Origin of the sequence: Flavobacterium gillisiae, from assembly GCF_900107635.1 — a bacterium.
Lineage (GTDB): Bacteria > Bacteroidota > Bacteroidia > Flavobacteriales > Flavobacteriaceae > Flavobacterium > Flavobacterium gillisiae.
Genome location: NZ_FNRD01000004.1, coordinates 159,176 through 180,901, shown reverse-complemented (window position 1 = coordinate 180,901; position 21,726 = coordinate 159,176). Strand labels below are relative to the sequence as shown.

Genomic DNA, 21,726 nt, shown 5'->3' with positions numbered 1-21,726 from the left:
TTAGGGATAATAGCGGCATCCTTTATGGCGTTTCTTTAAGCCATAAAGATACAGCGGATAGCCCGACCGCACCGCAACGGAGTGTAGGTGGGGACACGCCCAAAAAAATAAGCGCATAAAAAACCCCGAGCTGCTTGTGGCAAATCGGGGTTTAGATTTAATAAAAGGGAATTAGTCTTTCAGTCCTAATTTGGATAAAATAGTTTCTAATAAACACCATTTGGTAAAACCGGATTGAATTAAATTGACACCAATAAAAACCGTGAACCACAACCAGTTTTGATTGACGTAAACGGATAATAATAGACTGATTAAGATAAATGATCCTACTAGTATTCTAAAAACTTTGTTTTTCATATTGTTATTTTTTAATTCTGTTATTCATTTTTAAACACATAGAGACATCCATTTTCTTTTGTTAAATAAGAAGCTACGCTTTCAGATAGTTCCACATTGCTATGTGAAAAAATCATTTGATTGCCTTCTTTTTTCTATGATTCTATGTGGTTAAACTTTTTTTTTATTAATTGTGTTTTTCAATATTTAATACTGCTACATGAATGTTTGACAAACTTTCTTGTATTACATTGAATTCGTTTATTTTTTCAATAAGAGTATCTACATTTTCTTTCTTTACAAAGGCATAATATAATATGGAGTCGTTTTCATTCATTTCGCTTCCAAACCAATTACTTTCTATTGATTCTTCAGAAATATCCTTAAATCCTGTTACGGCTTTGTAAGTAAAGGTTTTTACCTCTGCTTGTTTTAGCATTTTCTTGACTGCTGCGTCAAATTCCGCTATGGCAGTTATAATTAGTAGTTTCATTGATTTGTAGTATTAGTCCAGTTAAGCTCCCGAAAAGGGAGGGAACTGGAGTAGTTAATTATATAACATTTTCTTTTTTAGGTTCTGTCTCCCCTCCTTCGGAGGGGCTGGGGGAGGATTCCCATTTCTTTCTCTCCGTCACATAATAAATTATGGGCACTACGATCAATGTTAGAATAGTAGAAACGATGGCTCCAAATACTAATGAAATTGCCAATCCTTGAAACAACGGATCAAATAAGATAATCGAAGCTCCAATAACTACCGCTCCAGTTGTCAATAGAATAGGAGAAGTTCTTACTGCTCCAGCCTCAATAATCGCTTGTTTTAGTGCTATGCCATCATTCAATCTTATTTCGATAAAGTCAATCAGTAAAACTGAATTTCGAACCATAACTCCTGCCAAGGCAATCATACCAATAAAAGAAGTTGCTGTAAAATAAGCGCCTAATAACCAGTGCCCAAACACAATCCCGATTAAGGAAAGCGGAATTGCAAGCATCATCACCATTGGTGTTTTAAAGTTCTGGAACCAGCCCACAATCAACATATAAATAATCACGATAGCTACTAGAAAGGCTACTCCTAAATCACGGAATACTTCTAATGTAATCTGCCATTCACCATCCCATTTTACCGTGAAATCACTTTCATCTGTTGGTTGGTCCATGTATAATTCATTGACTTTGTATCCTTTTGGAATTTTCATTTTATCCAATTTCTCCGTCATTCCCAGAATAGCATACACGGGACTTTCTAATGCTCCAGCCATATCAGCGGTTACATAAACCACGCGTTTTTGATCTTTTCTATAAATGGTTTTTTGTAATGTATCTGTTTTTACTTTTACCAAATCACTCACCGGAATCATATTCCCCTGGCTTCCTTTTATTTTCAGGTTCTGAATGTCTTGCAAGCTCGTTTTGTCTTTGTCGTCAAGCGAAAGAACAATCCCTACATTGTCATTAGAATTTTCATCATACAAATTAGAAACAGGATATTCTTTCAATAGATAAGTCAAATTTCCCACTATTTGTTGAGGTGCAATCCCGTTCAGCATTGCTTTTTCCTTGTCAACTTCTAGTTTATATTCCGTTTGATTGTCTTCTACAGTCCAGTCGATATCTACGATACCTTCTGTTTTATGCAGAATATCTTTTACTTGTTGCGCCACTTTAATTTGGTCTTTGTAATTGGGACCATAAATCTCAGCTACCAATGTTGATAATACAGGAGGTCCTGGCGGAACTTCGATAATTTTTACATTCGCACCATATTTTGCAGCAATTTTTTGAATTTGAGGACGTACATTTTTGGCAATGTCGTGACTTTGTAATTTTCGATCTTCTTTGTGCAATAAATTCACTTGAATGTCGGCCATATTACTTCCACCACGCAAATCATAATGACGAACTAATCCGTTAAAAGTGATTGGTGCCGACGTTCCAATGTAGTTTTGATAATCAACAACCTCAGGAATTGTGGTTAAATATTGTGCAATTTCTTTAGTAACGGCTGCTGTTCTTTCCAGAGTCGCTCCTTCAGGCATATCAATTACTACTTGAAATTCATTTTTATTATCAAAAGGCAACATTTTCACTAAAACTGATTTGGAAAAAAACATACCAACAGAACCAAATAGTAATATAACAGTCACTCCCACAAGCACTCTTCGTTTCATGCTGCTTTCCAATAATGGACGCTCTAGCTTGTTGTACATTTTATAAATGAAACTAGTTTCTAAACCTTCAGCTTCTTTATGTCCTTGCTCGTCTTTTTCTTGCAACAAATGATAGCCTAAATAAGGCGTAACCGTCAAAGCAACAAACAGTGATAATATCATCGCAATAGAAGCGCCTATTGGCATTGGACTCATGTATGGTCCCATCATTCCAGATACAAACGCCATGGGTAAAATAGCTGCAATAACCGTAAATGTTGCTAAAATCGTTGGATTTCCTACTTCATTTATCGCATAAATAGCGGCTTGTTTAAATGGCAATCGCTTCATTTTGAAATGCCTGTGCATATTCTCAGCGATAATGATACTGTCATCGACGACAATTCCCACCACAAAAACCAAGGCGAAAAGCGTGATTCGGTTTAATGTATAATCCAGCATATAATAACTGAATAAAGTCAAGGCAAATGTTAATGGAACCGAGAAGAATACTACTAATCCACCTCTCCATCCCATGGCAAACATTACTAAAATAGTAACGGCCAAAATTGCGATTCCTAAGTGCAGCAACAATTCACCTACTTTATCTGATGCTGTTTCACCATAATTACGAGTTACTTCAACATGAACATCATTAGGTATTATAGTCGTTTTTAAATGTTCTACTTTGTCAATAATTTTCTCCGAAATTTTCATCGCATCGGCACCTTTTACCTTACCAACAGATATGGTTACAGCAGGATATTCCGATTTTGCGTCTTTGTATTTTTCGTTTGATTTACTGTACCCAAAGGATACATAGCTTTTTGCCGTAGACGGGCCGTCTTGAACCGTTGCGACTTGTTTTAAGTAAACAGGCATGTTTTTATTAACACCTACAACCAGATTTTCTACATCGTCAGCTGAGGTTAAGAACTTCCCTGTCGTGATCAAATATTCTTCATCGGTATTGACAAAACTCCCGGATTGCGAGCTGCTATTATTAGCTTGAATCATTCCCATGATACCTAAGGGATCAATGCCGTTCTCTGCCATTTTATCTTTGTCCAAAATCACTTTTAGCACTCGGCTTCTTCCGCCAATTTCTTTGGTGATGGCAACATCTTTTACTTTTTCTACTTCCGAGGTTACTTCTTCGGCAATTTGTCGCAATTGAAAATCGTCCATTTTGTCGCTCCAAAGCGTGATTCCAAGCATGGGTACATCATCAATAGAACGTGTTTTTACCATTGGTTTGTACACTCCTTTTGGGAACATATCTTCGTGTTTTGCCAGTTCGTCATACAATTTCACATACGAACGCTCCACATCCTGACCTACATAAAATTGAACGATAAGCATCGCCTGACCATTCATGGCCATCGTATGCACGTGTTCAACCCCTTTGATGTTTGAGATGATTTTCTCCAGCGGTTTTGCCACACGACTTTCTACTTCGGTAGGGCTCGCTCCTGGATATCCCACCATGACGTCAGCCATCGGGACATTAATTTGTGGCTCTTCTTCTCTTGGAATAAGAAAAGAACTGTAAACCCCAATGATCATCAAACCTATCATCATCAAAATAGTTAGTTTTGAGTTGATGAAAAAGTTGGCAATTTTACCTGAAATTCCTTCTTGCATAATATTTTATTTATTTGGGCGTGACCACAAGGGTCGGGCTATTCGTTACAATCTTTTTGTTTTCAAAAAGAAAACAAAAAGGATTTTCACTGCTATCCCTCACGCACTATTAACTACTATTTTTTACTAAACACCGCTTACTGAATACTAACCTTCGCTCCGTTGAATAATTTTCCTTCGGCAGAGATGATATAGTTTTCATCAGCTGATAATCCGGATAATACTTCCACTTTATCTCCAAATGTTTTTCCTGTTCTCAACCATCTTAGAAGCGCTACGTTTTCATTTCCTACAGTATAGATTCCGGTAAGTTGTCCTTGTCTTACTAAAGCACTTTCAGGAACTAAAACCATCGTATTTAGAGTAGCAGCACTTTTGTTCTCTACTGGGAATTGTACATTGACAAACATTCCAGATAAAACAGCACTGTCTGTTTTGTCTAAATTTATTTTGACTAAATATTGTCCTCCCGTATTCTTAGCAGAAACGCTTACTTCGCTTACTTTTCCAGTCAGTTTTTCGTTAGACGATTTTACTAAAACGGTTACTGGCATTCCTTTTTTGATAGAAGTGATATCACCTTCAGAAACCATTGCTGTTACTTGCAGTTTTGAAGCACCTTCAACACTTACTAAAGGCATTCCAGGATTTGCCATATCACCTTCTTTTACAAAAGTGTTAGTGACCACTCCCGAAAATGGCGCTGTGATATTAGAGTAATTGAATTGTGCCATTACCTCATTTCGCATTTGTTTAGCCCCTTCTAATCCTGCTTTTGCCATTTCATAACGAGCAGTCATATCGTCTAACTCTTTTTGGGAAGCACTTTGTTGTTTGAACAAAGCGACAAAACGATCGTAGTCTTTTTTAGCATTGTTATATCCGGCGGTAGCTTGAAGAATACTAGCATCAACCTGTGCTTTTTTTGCCAGTAAATCAGAATTATTGATGCTGACCAATAATTGTCCTGCTTTTACTTGTTGTCCTATTTGTACATAAACTTTAGTTACATAACCCATCATTCGTGTACTTAAATCGGCGCTGTTCTCTGCTTCAATTTTTCCGCTTGCACTTACAAAATCGCTATTGGAATTTTCAGAAACTCCACTTACTTTAACTGCAATTGCAGGAGATTCCGCCACAGCTTCTTTTTTCTCTCCGTTGCAAGAAATAAGTAGGACAAAAAGGGAAGCGATTATTGTCGTTTTAAATAAAAAGTTCTTCATTATATTGCTTTTAAAATTGAAATTGATTTTTGAAATTGTCATTGAAATTGACTTTTATTTTGTTAAAAACTGTAAATATTCCTGAGTGTAATTGTATTCAAAAACAGCCTGTAAGTATTCCAATTCTTTTTTGAACATCTGCGTTTCAGATTGTAATAAGTCTGTCGTTTTTTCTAAACCTTGAGTAAAACGATTGCTTCTTATTCTATACGCTTCCTGTGATTGTTCAAGATCCAACTTAGAAAGATTGACCTTATTCTCGGCATCATTTAGCTGGCGGTTCGCTTTGTTTAATTCCAGTTGGCTTTTGGCTTTGTATTGTTGAGTTTCAATTTCGGCTTTCTGAAAATCAGCCTTTGCTTTTTCCATTTTTCCAATTGATTTATAACCGTCAAATACATTCCAGGATAATTGAGCTCCTACCACATATCCTTTTGCATTAGTGCCAAAAAGGGTGTCATCGTACAATTCATAACTTCCAAAAGCGTTCAATCGAGGTAAGAAAGTCATTTTGCTCGATAGCAACATTTTTTGATAGGCTTCAGTAGATTGATCCATTGCTTGAATATCTTTTCTGTTTGCCGAAAGGGAAGTGTTAATCGTTTGTATGGTAATGGTGTTTTCTAAAGCTTCGGCAGGTTTGTATACTTTGCCTCCTAGATCTTCATTCAATAAAAAAGCCAAGTAATCAGAGGCGTTTTGCACATTACTTTTTGCATATTGCAATTGGTTTTTTATTTCACTTACACGAACTTGTACGGATAGCAAATCTGTTTTTTGAAGAATCCCTTGTTTGAAATAGTTTCCTATTAACTTCAAGTTTTCTGCCGCAGTTGCATTTGCTTTTTCTAAAACGGCAACAGCTTTATAGGCCAATTGCAATTCCATAAACGATTTGTTTACTTCCAGTTCCAGGTATTCTTTGGTACGTTCCGTCTGTAGCGAATAAGCATTCATCTTAGCTCTTGCCGCCTGTCTTCCATACAATCCGTCTATGTTGATGATGGGCTGTAGAATTTCAATTTTAGTGGCAAAGTTTGTAGTGCGATTTGGATTGTTCAATAAATTAGGATCAAAATCGGAAGCCGTTAGAATTTCTTGATTCAGCTTAGACCCAAAAGCCATTAAAGGATTTGTAGTCGAAATCGCTGTATGTGAAGCAGAAATATTCGGTAAGAAAAGAGAATTGGATTGTCTGTAATCTGCTTGTGCCGATTTAAACTCCTGATCTGCAATCTTAATTTGTAAATTTTTATCGGCCACCTTCTGCCAAAGATCAGTTTTAGAAATAGCCAATGTGTCCTGACCATAACTGAAAGCAGTAATGGAAATGGTTGCTAAGAGTGTTATTAAATTTATTTTCTTCATAATTTGTTTATATCTAATTATTGGACAAAGATAATTTCGCAATAAGGGCTACACAGTAACAAATGTCACACTAGAGAAATTAAATGGAAAAAAGGGCGGTTTATGAGATCAATAGTGCATTAAAATGTAAGCTAGATTGAGGTTAAAGCGATTAAGGGAATAGTAGTAGTTTGCTGTAGAGGATAAAATTTTCATTTTAAGATTAATAATTATATAAATTTAGATTGTTTCTAACAAGTATAATATGATAATTATCAGTAAGACAGTGATTTAAATATTATTTTTTGTCGAGTCAGATGAAGTTAGAGATAATCAATAGTAGCAAAAAGTTTAAAATAGACCTTTTGCTATTAATTTGATTAAATGCAAATCGTACTGGACTACATTGTAGGAAATTTGTAGGTAAAATAGCCATTATTTTTTATCTGAATAGTTGTGGTCACTTAAATTACGAGTTTAATAGGTATAGAATGTAAATTAAATTTCTAAGAATTGATTTATACAGAATTAAATAGTATTTTTAATTTTCAATTGCTAATCGCTGGGTTTCTGACGAAGATTCGGTAAAATTATCCTTATGGAAATCATTAGATGATAGATAATCAATAGCAAATAAAATAGCACTATATCTGCATACAGTGGTTTAAAGATTATAAATAATTATATTCAAAAGCATATGAGCTTTTAATATCTAGTTTAATTTTTTATGAATACAAATTTGCCCCAACCTTCCTACGATGACTTACTCAAGATTATAGAAAATCAAAAAGAGGAGATAAATAACCTAAGTAAAGGGCGTAGTGCCTTCGCCAATTTTGAATTCTATATTAAAGAATCCGAAGATTTGTTATGCGTAGCAGGAATGGATGGTTTTTTTAAAGAGGTTAATCCAGCATTCAAAAAAAAATTAGGGCATACAAAAAAGGAGTTACTCAGCACTAGTTTGATTTCATTTATTCATCCTGAAGATATTGTAAAAACCAATCTTGAAATAGAGCGATTGTCGAAAGGTGAGGGCTCAATGAGTTTCGAAAATAGATATATTAAAAAAAATGGGGCCATTGTAACTATTCAATGGACTAGTAGTGTCGACCAGGCCGGAAAACTTATTTATGGAATTGGAAGAGACATATCCCAAATAAGGGAAGTACAACAGAATTTAATTACAAGCGAGAGACTACTAAATGACGCTCAAAAGACTGCTAAAATAGGAAGTTGGGAATTCGATATAATCAATAAAAAAATGATTTGGTCGGAAGAATTATATTCTATCTACGAAATTAAAAAGAAGCCGAAGGAGGATTTGTTTCAATCCTATTTAAAGCGTTTCTCAAAAGAAGAGGTTATTCAATTTCAAAATAAAATACATCAATGCATACAGGATAAGAAGTCTTTTGAAATTGAAAAGGCGGGCCATTTTTCTGCTAATAGAATAAAATGGCTTCATGTAATTGTTATTCCTGTAACTGATGAAGATGGAAAAGTGATTGCTCTTAGAGGGAATACGCAAGATGTATCAGAAAAGAAAATACTTACCATAAAACTAAAAGAAAAGAAGCAAGCGGAGGTTAAAATCAAACTTGAGTTAATTGAAGAAGAGAGCAATGCTAAATTTAAAAATTATATTGAAAATGCTCCAGATGGAATTTTTATCGCTGATGAAACTGGTAGTTTTATTGAGGTAAATAAAGCGGTGTCTTCAATTTTTGGATATTCAGAAGAAGAGCTTTTAACATTGTCGATGATGGATATAATATTTCAGGAATCTATTGAAGATTTGGGAATGTGCTTTAATAAAGTAAAAAAAGTAGGAGAGTCAAAAGGAGAATTTAAAATAATTCATAAGTCAGGAGAAATTAGATGGTCTCGTATTGATTCAGTAAAACTTTCTGAAACTCGATTTATGGGTTTTGTTAAAGACATTACTGAGATTAAACGAGCAAATGAATTAATTACCAATACATTTGAGCGCATTACGGATGCTTTTGTGGCATTAGATAACAACTGGTGCTATACGTATATGAATAAAAAAGCGGGTGAGCTTTTGGGCTGTAACCCTGCCAAAATGATTGGGAAGAATATCTGGACAGAATTTCCAGAAGCGTTGAACTCAAGTTTAGGGGATGCATTTAATAAAGCTAAAGCGACTAATGAATATTGTTATTTTGAATATTTTTATAATAACAGCCAGTGGTTAGAAAATCATTTTTATCCATCGGCTGACGGTATCTCAAACTTTTTTAGGGATATTACCGAAAAGAAAAATTCTGATGCGATTATTGAAAAAAGCGAAAAGCGCTTCCGTTCTTTAGTTGAAAACAATGAAGGTATTATCACTGTTGTTGATGAAAACTTAGAAGTTTTATTCCGTAGTCCTTCTTCACAGCGAATAACGGGTTACAGTGATGAAGAATTTAATACCATAGCTCATGAAGAGTATTTTCATCCAGATTATTTAGAATATGTATATCAAAAAATACAAAATGCCATAGCAAGCCCAGGGGAAGTAATTTCTTTGACGTTTCAGGTAAAACATAAAAAAGGACATTATATCTGGCTTGAAGGTGTTGTGAACAATAGATTTCACGACAGCAGTGTAAAAGGGATAATTGCAAATTTCAGGGAGGTTACAACACAAAAAAACACTGAATTAAAATTAAAACAAAACGAAAAATACTTTCGTGCCTTGGTAGAAAACAACGACGGTATTATCACCGTACTTGATGAAAATTTAAAGACTATATTTCGTAGTTCTTCTTCCGCCCGGATTACAGGCTACACAGCTGATGAATTTACACGAATGGCTGATATAGAGTATTATCATCCCGATTATGTGAAATATATGCAGCAGGAAATCCAAAAAACATTAAGTAATCCAGATATTCCAAATCCAGTTTTGTTTAAAATTAAGCATAAAAATGGGAAGTATATATGGCTGGAAGGGGTGCTGACTAACTTGATTAATCACGATAGTGTGAAGGGAGTTATTGCTAACTTAAGGGATGTGACCGAAAGAAAAGAAGCAATCGAGTCATTGGAAAAAGAAAGGGATAAATTTGTTAAAATAGCTGCTACAGCGCCAGGGTTAATTTATTCGATGCGTCAAAATAAAGATGGTTCACTAACTTACCCTTATGCAAGCGATGCTATTATCGATATTTATGGGTTGAAATTTGAGGAGATCGAAAAAGATGCCAATAGCATTTTTAAACTGATCCATCCTGATGATTTAGCAGCTGTTATTGAAAAAATCACTAAAACAAAAACGGAACTAGTCCCACTAAAAGGGATCTATCGTTATCTTCATCCTACTAAAGGATTAGTTTGGCACGAAGTAAATTCGCTACCTGTTGTAGAGCCTTCTGGAACCGTAATTTGTCATGGTATCGTTACAGATATTACTGAAAGAATAGACGCAGAGCAAAAAATTATTAAGGCCAATAGACTCTACTTGTTTATTAGTGAGATTAACCAAATGATCGTTCGCACAACGGATGAAGAAACACTGTTTAAAGAGGCCTGTGCTATTGCTGTTGAAACGGGTAAGTTTAAAATGGCATGGATTGGCTTAGTTGACGAGGTTAATAATGAATTAGTAGCTGCAGCGGTTGCAGGAGAAGATATGGGGTATCTCTCCGTAATTGAAACAATTTCAACTAAAGATATACCGCAAGGAAGAGGTCCTACTGGAACAGCAATAAGAGAGGAGAAGTATATTGTTTGTAATGACATTGAAAACTGTGTTCTAATGACGCCATGGAAAGAAGAAGCGCTAAGCCGAGGATACAATTCTTCAATGTCATTACCTATTAAAAAAGGAGGTAAAGTAATAGGAGTTTTTAGTCTTTATTCTACTGAGAAGAACTTTTTTGATGCCGAAGAAATTGCATTATTAGATGAAGCGACTGATGATGTATCTTTTGCTTTGGAAGTGTTTGAAAAAGAAATTCAAAATAAAAAAGCGGAAGAAGCCGTTTTTCAAAGTGAGAAAAGATACCATACACTAACTGAAGTTTCGCCGGTTGGTATTTTTCGTACGGATGCCGCAGGGTATACTACTTATGTCAATCCGAGCTGGACTCAAATTTCGGGATTGTCCTATCAAAAGGCATTGGGTAATGGTTGGTTAGATGCCGTTCATGAAGAAGATAGAAAAGCCATTCTTTATCGTTGGGAAAATGCTACGGGAAAGAATGAAAAAACATTGTCTGAATATCGTTTTGTAAAGCCTGACGGCACTATTGCCTGGGTAATGGGTCAAGCCATCCCAGAAAAAAATAGTAATAATGAGATTATAGGCTACATTGGAACGGTTACCGATATTACAGAACGTAAGCAGGCAGAAGAAATAATTTTTAAAGAAAAACTACTTTCAGAAACGATAATAAATAATCTACCTGGAATATTTTATCTCTATGATGAATCTGGAAAATTTGTAAAATGGAATAGAAATTTCGAACTTGTTACAGGCTACAGTGGCCATGAAATTAGTCAGATGACTCCACTAGATCTTTTTGATGAAGACGAAAAGGAAAAGATCAGCACTAGAATTAGTACTGTTTTTGAAAAAAAATCTCCTGGGATTGAGGTTGAATTTTATACTAAAGCCCACAATAAAGTACACTATTATATCAATTCCTTGGCAATTGAATATGAAGGGAAAAAGTGCCTGCTAGGCATGGGATTAGACTTAACGGACCGTAAAAAGGCTGAAGAAGCAATTAGAAAAGCAAATGAACGATTCGAATTGATTTCATCGGCAACAAATGATGCTTTATTTGAATTGGATTTTATTAGCGGTGAAAACTGGCATAATAAAGTATCTTATGATAATTTAAATTCGTACGGTGATGATTTGTCAACTGAGGAAAATAAATCATTGTGGCGATCTAAGCTACATCCTGACGATAGAGATAGAGTAATTAAAAGCATTGAAGAATGTTATAATGGAACCGCAAATTCCTGGTCAGAGGAATTTCGTTTTTTAAGAGCAGATGGTACTTATGGTAGTTTTTACGAACGTGCTAAAATTATAAGAGATGATCAAGGAAAACCGACACGTTTTGTAGGGTCAATGTTAGATGTTACTGACCTTAAAAAGGCCGAAGAAGAATTCAAGAACGCCAATAAAAAGATGGAGGCGATTATTGATGCTATTCCAGATTTAATGCTTGAAGTAGGTTTAGACGGTACTATTTATAACTATCACTCGCATCGTAAAGATTCATTTATGGAATCAACAGATCGATTAGTTGGCAAGAAAATTTCAGAAGTGTTGCCTGCAGATGCTGCAAATTTAGCTTTCTCTGCAATACGTGAAGCTGCTGAAAAGGGTTTTTCAACTGGGCGTCAGTACACCTTAGAAAAGAAAGGTGAATTACGTTGGTATGAATTGTCAATAGCACCTATGAGGGAAACGGAGGAACATGATACCCATTTCATCTGTCTTTCACGTGATATTACTAAGGTCAAACTTGTGGATGCGTCACTGGCGAAAAGTGAAGAAAGATATCGAGGATTATTAGATAATCTAGATGCGGGAATTGTAGTGCATGCAGCAGATACTTCCGTAATTATGAGTAATAATAAAGCATCGGAATTATTGGGATTAAGTACCGAACAAATTTTAGGTAAGAAGGCCATAGATCCAATTTGGAAATATCTAAATGACGATAATTCGATTATTGATATTGAAAAACACCCGATAAGCCTTATTCTTAAAACAAAAGAAGCTGTTAAAAACTTTACTTTAGGAATTAATCATCCTAACAGTGATAAGATTGTTTGGGTTTTAGTAAATGGTTTTCCGGTTATAAATCAAAGTAATGAAATTACTGAAATTGTAATCAGTTTTATTGATATTACGGAGCGTAAATTGATGGAAAGAGAATTGTTGAAATCAAAAGAACAATCGGAGGCAGCGAATAAAGCCAAAACTGATTTTCTGGCTAATATGAGTCATGAAATTAGAACTCCATTGAATGGAATCATAGGATTTACCCATTTGTTGATGAAGTCAAAAATGGAAAAGAATCAGGCAGAGTATATGGCCACCATTAATGAGTCAGCAGCTTCTTTAATGCAGATTGTAAACGACGTTTTGGATTTTTCTAAAATTGAATCCGGAAAATTAGAATTGCATATGGAAGAAGTAAATCTGTATCAATTGACGCGTCAGGTTATTGATTTATTCAGCCATCAGGCAAACCAGAAAAATATTAATTTAGTATTAAATCTAAGTGCGAATGTTCCAAAATATGTACTAGGAGATTCTGTCAGATTAAAACAGGTTTTAGTAAATTTATTGAGTAATGCAATAAAATTCACCAGTTTTGGAGAAATATGTCTGGATATCGATGTGGTATCAGAATCAAAAAAGAAAGTCACAACTTTAATTTTTTCGGTAAAAGATACCGGTGTTGGAATTAAAGTAGCGAACAAGGATAAAATATTTAATTCATTTGTACAAGAGGATAATTCAACCAATAGAAAATTTGGAGGAACAGGATTAGGATTGGCTATTTCAAATCAATTGTTGGCGTTGATGGACAGTAAATTACAATTGATTAGTAAATATGGAGACGGAAGTGACTTTTTCTTTGAAATTAAGTTTCAAAAATTTAAAAGTAAGAAAGAGATAGCTGCTCAATACATTATTGAAAGTGAGCGTGTGGTAATGGAAAGTATTAGTAACAAAAAGGTTTTAATTGTAGAGGACAATAGAATCAACATGCTTTTAGTAAAAACACTTGTCAAAAAAATAATTTCTAATTGTACCATCTATGAAGCTAAGGACGGAAACGAAGCTGTAGCGCAATATGAAATAGAAAAGCCAGATATTATTCTGATGGATATTCAAATGCCTAATAAAAATGGTTACGAAGCTACGCACGAAATTAGGCAGTTGGTAGGAGGTTCAAACACTCCCATTATTGCGGTAACTGCAGGTATAATGAGTGGTGACAAAGAAAAGTGTTTGGAGGCCGGATTAGATGATTATTTATCAAAACCTATAATTGAAGTTGATTTAGAACAAATATTAATTAAATGGTTGAATAAGTAAAGAAGCTTTTTTGTAATTACTCCTTCTAAAAGTTAAAGCGTGTCATTTATCGTAGTTATTTAACAGGATTAAATCTGTTTTTATATATATAACGATAATTTTTGTTTAATTTGGTTCAAAATTACGTTTGTATTTATGGAAAACGACAAAGACAGGAGGCAGGAAGAAATAAATCTTAGTCAAAAGGTAGAGGCTAAACAAAGGAATGGAAAGTCAGCCGGTAGTTTATCTGACGACGAGGTAATTAGACTCATTCATGAATTAGAAGTGCATCAGATTGAATTAGAAATGCAGAATGAAGAACTTCTATTAGCAAAAAACCAAGCCGATATAGCCACTCAAAAATACACTGAATTATACGATTTTTTGCCTTCGGGATATTTTACCCTTAATACGGAAGGTGATATAACCCAACTAAATCTGGCAGGGGCCGAGTTGTTAGGAAAAAACCGATTTAAATTATTAAATAGTCGGTTTGGCTTTTTTGTTTCAGATGATACAAAACCAATTTTCAACTTTTTTTTAGAAAAAATATTCGAACACTCGAATAAACAATCTTGTGAAGTTGCCATTATAAATAATGAAGACAAAACTGTGTATGTTTATATGAAAGGTATCGTAGGCGATACTGGGGAGCAATGCCATGTATCAGTGATTAACATTACCGAGCGAAAGTTGATGGAGATTGAATTAATTAAAGCAAAGGAAGAGGCAGAAGCAGCTAGCATTGCTAAAACTGATTTCTTAGCTAATATGAGTCATGAAATTAGAACACCCTTAAATGGAATAATTGGTTTTACAGATTTGCTAATGAAATCAAATCTGGAAAAAAATCATCTGGAATATATGTCAACCATTAACGAATCAGCAACAATCTTAAAGCATATTGTAAATGATGTTTTAGACTTTTCTAAAATTGAAGCTGGGAAATTAGATCTAGAAATTGTAAAGACAGATATTTATGAATTGACTAATCAGGTTGTTGACTTGTTTAAATACCAAGCGACCATTAAGAAGATTGATTTAGTACTTAATATCGATGATAACGTTTGCCAATATGTTAAAGCGGATGCTCCCAGGCTAAAACAAATATTAGTAAATCTGTTAAGCAATGCTGTAAAGTTTACTGATACGGGAAAAATTAGTTTGAATATCTCTGAAACTCAATTAATGAGTAAAGATTCCTGTACGATCAATTTCTCTTTAAAAGATACTGGTATCGGTATAAAAGAGAGTAGTAATAAAAAAATATTTAAGGCTTTTATTCAAGAAGACAATTCTACAAGTCGTCTATATGGTGGTACTGGTTTAGGACTATCGATAGCAAATAAACTTTTAGCGTTAATGGATAGTAAATTGCGATTAAAGAGTAAAGTAGGCGAAGGAAGCGATTTCTTCTTTGCAATTAAATTTAAGAGGATAAATGAAAAGCAAAGCAGTGAATCTAAAGTTGATTCAACCATTATTGACCACAGTACATCCTTTGAAGTTCTTTCTAACAAGAAGGTTTTAATAGTTGAGGATAATAAAATTAATATGCTCTTAGTAAGGACATTGGTAAAAAAAATAATTACAAACGCCACTATTTTTGAAGCTAGTGATGGAAATGAAGCCGTACTGCATTTTAAAAAGGAAGAGCCAGATATTATATTAATGGATATTCAGATGCCTAATAAAAATGGGTATGAAGCAACCAAAGAGATTCGCTTATTGCCTAATGGAGAACAAATTGCAATTATTGCCATAACTGCCGGAACCATGAAAGAAGACAAAGAGAAATGTTTTGAATCGGGAATGAACGACTATCTACCAAAGCCCATTAACCTATCAGATTTGGAAATAGTATTACACAAATGGTTGACTAAATAGCCGCGGTCTTTAAACTGTTGGTTTTTAGATATTGTTGTTTCAGATCAGTTCTGGAAGGTTAATTTAAAAAAAAGTCAAGATTGTTATGTCATTTCTCCTTTGTCGAAATGACATAGTTGAAGAACATAAGTGAATTGTGATAATTATATTCCAGTGAATTCAAAAGTATTATGGTACAAAACATGCTGAAATTCTTGATTCCATACTGACTGCTATTTTTCAGTAGTATATCAGGCATGTAAACAGAGCAGAATTATTCGAGAATCATTTTAAAGCACCGTTTAGTGGTCTGGATTTTGCATTCTGTTATGAATTCATATTCATCATTGTTTTTTTTTCGAAGATAAATTAAATAATTCAACGCTACTTTGTATTTAATTTAGTTGTAAAAGCAACTGTTGTTAGAAATTAATATTCGACCTTTAAAAAATAATAAATTACATTCATGTTGACTAATCGTGAGGGTTGATGTATAATATTACAATATCATAATGAAAAAGATAGAGAATAAACAAAATGTACCGGAAGAAGATGCCGTTTCTACAACAGCCAAAGAGAATGTCGTTGCCAAAGATCCCAACAATGACTTCCCTATAGTGGGTATAGGAACTTCCGCAGGAGGACTGGAGGCGATGGAAGTTTTTTTTGAAAATATGCCCAAAAATGCTGGTATGGCATTTGTCGTTATTCAACATCTCGATCCTAATTATGTTGGAATGTTACCTGAGTTATTACAACGGGTTACTTCTATGAAAGTATTGCAGGCAACAGATCGGCTTGAGGTAAAACCCAATCATGTATATGTAATTCCTCCAAATAAAAGTTTGACAATAGTAAAAGGTTCATTACATCTATTAACCCTCACTGAAACCCAAGGGTTGCGCTTACCAATCGATATATTCTTTCGTTCCTTGGCACTTGATAAATTAAATAAAAGTGTTGCAATTATTCTTTCAGGAATGGGTTCTGATGGAAGTTTAGGAATTAAATCCATTAAAGAACAAGGTGGATTTGTTTTGGTTCAGGAACCTGCTACAGCAAAATTTGACTCGATGCCCATTCATGCTACTCAAGCAGCTGCAGTAGATGTTGTGGCACCGGTAGAAGAGCTGCCCGCTAGGCTGATTACGCTTCTCCATCACACACCGGTAATTGAAAATGATTCAGATATAGAGAGTGAGAACAGAAGTAGTCTCGAGAAAATTATCATTTTACTGCGAGAACAAACTGGTCATGATTTTTTATTGTATAAAAAAACGACTTTAATGCGCCGCATCGAAAGGCGTAGAGAAATTCATCGCATCGATAGCACGGAAGATTATGTTCATTATTTACAAGAGAACCCTAATGAAATTGAGTTGCTTTTCAAAGAGTTATTAATAGGGGTAACCAGTTTTTTTCGTGATGCCGCCGTTTGGGGCAAACTTAAAAGTACTATTCTGCCTGAACTTATTAAAGACTTACCGGATGGAACTGTACTACGGGCATGGATTACCGCCTGCTCCACAGGAGAAGAGGCTTATTCACTTGCTATAGTATTCAGGGAAGTGATAGAAAGTACTGGAAAACACAGAAATTTGAAGTTGCAAATTTTTGCCACGGATTTAGATGCGGATGCCATTGAAAAAGCACGGCGCGGTATTTTTACATCTAATATTAATGTAGATGTTTCACCAGAACGAATCAATAAGTTCTTCAATATCGAAGCAGATGGATATCGAGTGAATGCACTAATACGAGAAAAGGTTATTTTTGCACCGCATAACGTAATAAAAGATCCTCCTTTTACTAAGCTTAATATATTGATGTGTCGTAATATGTTGATATACATGGAGCCGCCTTTACAAAAGAAACTAATTGATTTATTTAACTATAGTCTTCTCCCGGGAGGCATTATGGTATTGGGCTCTGCTGAAACCATACCCCGTAATAATGAAGGGTTTGAGGTCGTCGATGCTAAATTAAAATTGTATAAACGTACAGATATCTCTACGTCATCAAAATTAACTGGTTTCCCAAGTTCTTTTTCAAAAAGTAAAACAGTAATCAAAGAAACAACTAATACTCCTAAAGTGGTCGAAAATATTCAAACCCTTGCTGATCAGATAGTACTTCAACAATTTGCGCCAGCGAGTGTACTGGTAAATGATAAAGGAGATATTTTATATATCACAGGTCGTACTGGTAAATATCTTGAACCCGTGGCTGGTAAAGCAAACTGGAACATCCATGCAATGGCACGAGAAGGTTTGAGAAATGAACTGTACAATGCGTTCCAAAAAGCACTGCAAAGCAGTGAGCCGGTTAACCTACAGAACATTAAAATTATAAATAATAATGGAGGTTTTAATTATGCCTCCATAACTATTCAGCAGATTGAAAGCCCGGATCAGTTAAAAGGAAAGGTAATGATAGTTTTTAAGGATGAGCTAGAGATAATAGAGTCACCTTTGTTGAAACAAAAAAAGGGTAAACTATCTCTACCAGGCAGACAGATAGAGCTTGAGGCTGAATTAAAACAATCAAATGAAGACTTGCGTAATTCGCGGGAACATATGCAAGCCTCTCAGGAAGAAATGAAATCAATCAATGAAGAATTGCAATCGACGAATGAAGAATTGCAATCAACAAATGAGGAATTGACGACTTCAAAAGAGGAGATGCAAAGTCTAAACGAAGAGTTACAGACAGTAAATACAGAACTTCAAAATAAATTACTTGACTTTGAACAGGCAAGTAATGACATGAAAAATTTACTTAACAGTACTGAAATCGCAACTCTATTTTTAGACAAAGGATTAAATATACGTAGGTTTACTGATGCTGTTACCAAAATATTTAAAATCAGATCTAGCGATTCCGGTAGGCCTTTTACGGATCTGGTTACTGATTTGAAATATCCTGATATAGGTAGCGATGCACGAAACGTAATTAAAAATTTGACCCCAATTCAAAATACAATTGGAACAAAGGACGGAAGATGGTATAATGTTCGAATTATGCCCTATCGAACGTTAGATGATCGCATTGACGGCATCGTAATTACATTTACTGATATCACTGTCTCAAAAATGGCAGAAGAGGCATTAATAATGGAAAATCGATACCTACACTTATTTGAATCTGCTAAAGACGGAATTCTTATCCTCAATGCAGAAACGGGTAATATTATAGATGTTAATCCATTTTTAATTGAAATGCTGGGCTACTCTTATGAGCAATTCGTTGAAAAGGCAATCTGGGAAATAGCCCCACTTCAGGATATAGTAGCTAATAAAGAAAAGTTTGCGGAGTTAAAGAAAATGGAATTTTTCCGTGATGAAAATTTATCGCTTCAATCCTCTGATGGAAAAGAGATTAAAGTGGAATTTGTCAGCACGATGAACTTGGTAAACAATAAAAAAGTAATTGAATGTATTATTCGTGATATTACGGAACGTAAACGAACCGAAGAAGCATTGACTTTTTCTGAGGCACGTTATCACCATCTTTTTGAATCAGCAAAAGAAGGAATATTTTTTATTGATGCTGTAACAGGGAAAATAACGGACGTAAATCCATTTTTAATCCAATTATTAGGGCATCCGAAAAAAGAGTTTGCTAAAAAACCAATTTGGGAAATCAATTTTTTTAAAAATATAATAGCAAGCAAAGATAAGTTTGATGAGTTAAAGCAGAAGAAGTCGGCTAATGACGAAAATGTCCAGGTTGAAACAGCCGATGGACAAAAAATCAATGTTGATTTCATAGCAAGTGTGTATATAGTTGATAATCATGTAGTAATACAATGTTTTATTCGTAACTTTACTAACTTACATTCGAAATAAACATTTTTAATGAATATTTAAATAGCATAAAAATATAAAACAAAGTTTTTTTTGGCGATAGTATTTAAAATAGTTAGTATCGATGGAAAATGGGGAAAACAAATCGAAAGTTACTGCCCTTCTTAGGCTAAAGGCCGAAGAATTGCGAAAAAACAATAGTCAATTTAAATTTGATGGGAAACTTTCTGAAGTGATGATTTTGAAACTCATTCACGAATTAGAAGTCCATCAGATTGAGCTTGAAATGCAAAATGAAGAATTGCTTATAGCAAAAGAGCAGGCAGAGCAGGCAATTGAAAAATATACTGAATTGTACGATTATGCACCTTCTGGATATTTTACGTTGTCTAGGGGTGGTAGAGTTATTGAAGCTAATCTCACTGGGGTCGATATGCTTGGCAAACTGCGTTCAAGTGTAATTAACAGTCAATTCGGTTTTTTTATTTCTGATGATTCAAAACAGATTTATAATTCTTTTTTAGATAAAATTTTTAAAAGTAAGCATAGAGAATCATGTGAAGTGAAGCTTGTAACCAAAGATGAAAAATCTTTTTTTGGTCACTTATCTGGTGTTATTACAAAAGATGAAGGGCAGTGTAATATTACATTAATTGATATTACTAAACGCAGAGAGTCAGAGTTAGCATTAGTGGAGAGTAAGAAAAGATATCAAGAAATTGTTAATAATCTGGATGAAGGTATTGTTATACATGCAGCAGACTCAAGTATAATAATGAGCAATCCTAAAGCCTCTGAATTGCTTGGTTTTAACCAAGACCAATTGAAAGGAAAAAAAGCAATGGATCTCGATTGGAAATGTTTGGATGAAAATTATTTACCTTTACCCTATGATAAATATCCAGTTAATCAAATTATAGCGAGTAGAAAACCACTTAAGAATTTTATCGTTGGATTCAGAATACCTAATTCTAAAGAGGTAGTGTTACTTTTAGTAAATGGGTTTCCCGTAATCGATACTAATGGAGAGCTAATAGAAATAGTCATTAGCTTTATCGATATCACAGAGATAAAACTCGTGCAAAAAGAATTAACAAAAGCAAAAAATCAAGCGGAAGAAGCAAACAAAGCTAAATCTAATTTTCTAACGAATATGAGTCATGAAATCCGTACTCCGCTGAACGGAATAATAGGTTTTACGGATTTGTTGACCAAAACAAATCTCGATATTGACCAAGCTGAATATATTAACATAGTAAATGAATCAGCTGTTTTATTATTAGATATTATCAATGATGTTTTGGACTTTTCTAAAATTGAATCTGGGAAATTAGAACTGAATATCGAAGAAGTCGATCTTTTTGGACTTACAAAGCAAGTGATTAATCTTTTTAAGCATCAGGCAAATTTAAAAAATATCGATTTAATATTAAATATTGATGATGCTGTACCTCAATTTATCTTTGCTGACTCAGTGAGGCTAAAACAAATTATAGTAAACTTAATAGGGAATGCTTTAAAATTCACAGAGGAAGGGTCTGTTCAGTTAAATGTTATTGAAATCGGTTCTGATGATGATGCTATTTCCACTATAAATTTTTCAGTTAAGGACACTGGCGTTGGGATAAAACAGCAAAATCAAGAAAAAATATTTCATTCTTTTGTACAAGAGGATATTTCCACAACAAGAAAATTTGGAGGAACAGGATTAGGTTTAGCGATCTCCAATCAGTTATTAGAGTTAATGAACAGTAAATTACTCCTTACTAGTAAATACAGGAAAGGAAGTGATTTTCATTTTTCAATTGATTTTAAGAAGTCAAACAAGAAAAAAAAGACCACAATTCCATTGTTAAATCAGATTGGTGATAACAAAGAGCCCATCAAAGAATATCTGGATAACACAAAAATACTCATTGTGGAGGACAACAGAATTAATATGCTTTTGGCAAAAAAACTGATAAAAAAAATAATACCAAATTCCATCATTTTTGAAGCGGTAGATGGAAAAGAAGCGATAAAACTGTATAAAAAAGAGAAGCTGGACATTATTTTTATGGATATCCAAATGCCTAAAAAAAATGGTTTTGAAACTACTATTGAACTTAGAAAATTGAGTCGTTTTCCATCTCCACCAATCATTGCTTTGACAGCTGGTATTTTTGTTGAAGAAAAAGAAAAGTGTTTAGAATGCGGTATGAATGATTATGTTTCTAAGCCGTTTAGTCTAAATGATTTAGAGACCGTGCTGTATAGATGGGTGAAGAATTGATTTTGTTTTA

Annotated in this window: 9 protein-coding genes; 4 read left to right on the top strand and 5 right to left on the bottom strand. The window is 34.2% G+C overall.

Features of this window, described 5'->3' with window-relative positions:
* Nucleotides 1-171: 171 nt before the first annotated feature.
* From BLV35_RS07410 to BLV35_RS07390, 5 genes are all read right to left on the bottom strand, one after another.
* Nucleotides 172-357: a YgaP family membrane protein gene (locus BLV35_RS07410; RefSeq protein WP_091087227.1), complete on the bottom strand. Its 186-nt coding sequence runs from the start codon at nucleotides 355-357 to the stop codon at nucleotides 172-174.
* Nucleotides 358-523: 166 nt separating this feature from the next.
* Nucleotides 524-829, bottom strand: a complete 306-nt coding sequence (locus tag BLV35_RS07405; protein ID WP_091087224.1) for a hypothetical protein — start codon at nucleotides 827-829, stop codon at nucleotides 524-526.
* Between the two features lie 58 nt (nucleotides 830-887).
* Complete coding sequence (locus BLV35_RS07400) at nucleotides 888-4,133, bottom strand: efflux RND transporter permease subunit (RefSeq protein ID WP_091087220.1); 3,246 nt, start codon at nucleotides 4,131-4,133, stop codon at nucleotides 888-890.
* Between the two features lie 137 nt (nucleotides 4,134-4,270).
* Nucleotides 4,271-5,359, bottom strand: coding sequence for an efflux RND transporter periplasmic adaptor subunit (locus BLV35_RS07395; RefSeq protein WP_091087682.1), 1,089 nt, complete (start codon nucleotides 5,357-5,359; stop codon nucleotides 4,271-4,273).
* A 54-nt stretch (nucleotides 5,360-5,413) separates the two neighbouring features.
* Entirely contained in the window at nucleotides 5,414-6,727 is a 1,314-nt protein-coding gene (locus BLV35_RS07390) for a TolC family protein (RefSeq protein ID WP_091087217.1), read from the bottom strand.
* A 706-nt stretch (nucleotides 6,728-7,433) separates the two neighbouring features.
* On the opposite strand from BLV35_RS07390, the gene BLV35_RS07385 reads away from it, so the two are divergent.
* From BLV35_RS07385 to BLV35_RS07370, 4 genes are all read left to right on the top strand, one after another.
* On the top strand, nucleotides 7,434-13,790 hold the full coding sequence (locus BLV35_RS07385) for a PAS domain S-box protein (RefSeq protein ID WP_091087214.1): 6,357 nt from the start codon (nucleotides 7,434-7,436) through the stop codon (nucleotides 13,788-13,790).
* A gap of 135 nt (nucleotides 13,791-13,925) precedes the next feature.
* Nucleotides 13,926-15,659: a response regulator gene (locus BLV35_RS07380; RefSeq protein ID WP_091087211.1), complete on the top strand. Its 1,734-nt coding sequence runs from the start codon at nucleotides 13,926-13,928 to the stop codon at nucleotides 15,657-15,659.
* 491 nt (nucleotides 15,660-16,150) lie between these two features.
* Nucleotides 16,151-19,486, top strand: a complete 3,336-nt coding sequence (locus tag BLV35_RS07375) for a chemotaxis protein CheB (protein WP_091087208.1) — start codon at nucleotides 16,151-16,153, stop codon at nucleotides 19,484-19,486.
* Nucleotides 19,487-19,568: 82 nt separating this feature from the next.
* Entirely contained in the window at nucleotides 19,569-21,716 is a 2,148-nt protein-coding gene (locus BLV35_RS07370) for a PAS domain-containing hybrid sensor histidine kinase/response regulator (protein WP_091087205.1), read from the top strand.
* Nucleotides 21,717-21,726 lie beyond the last annotated feature (10 nt).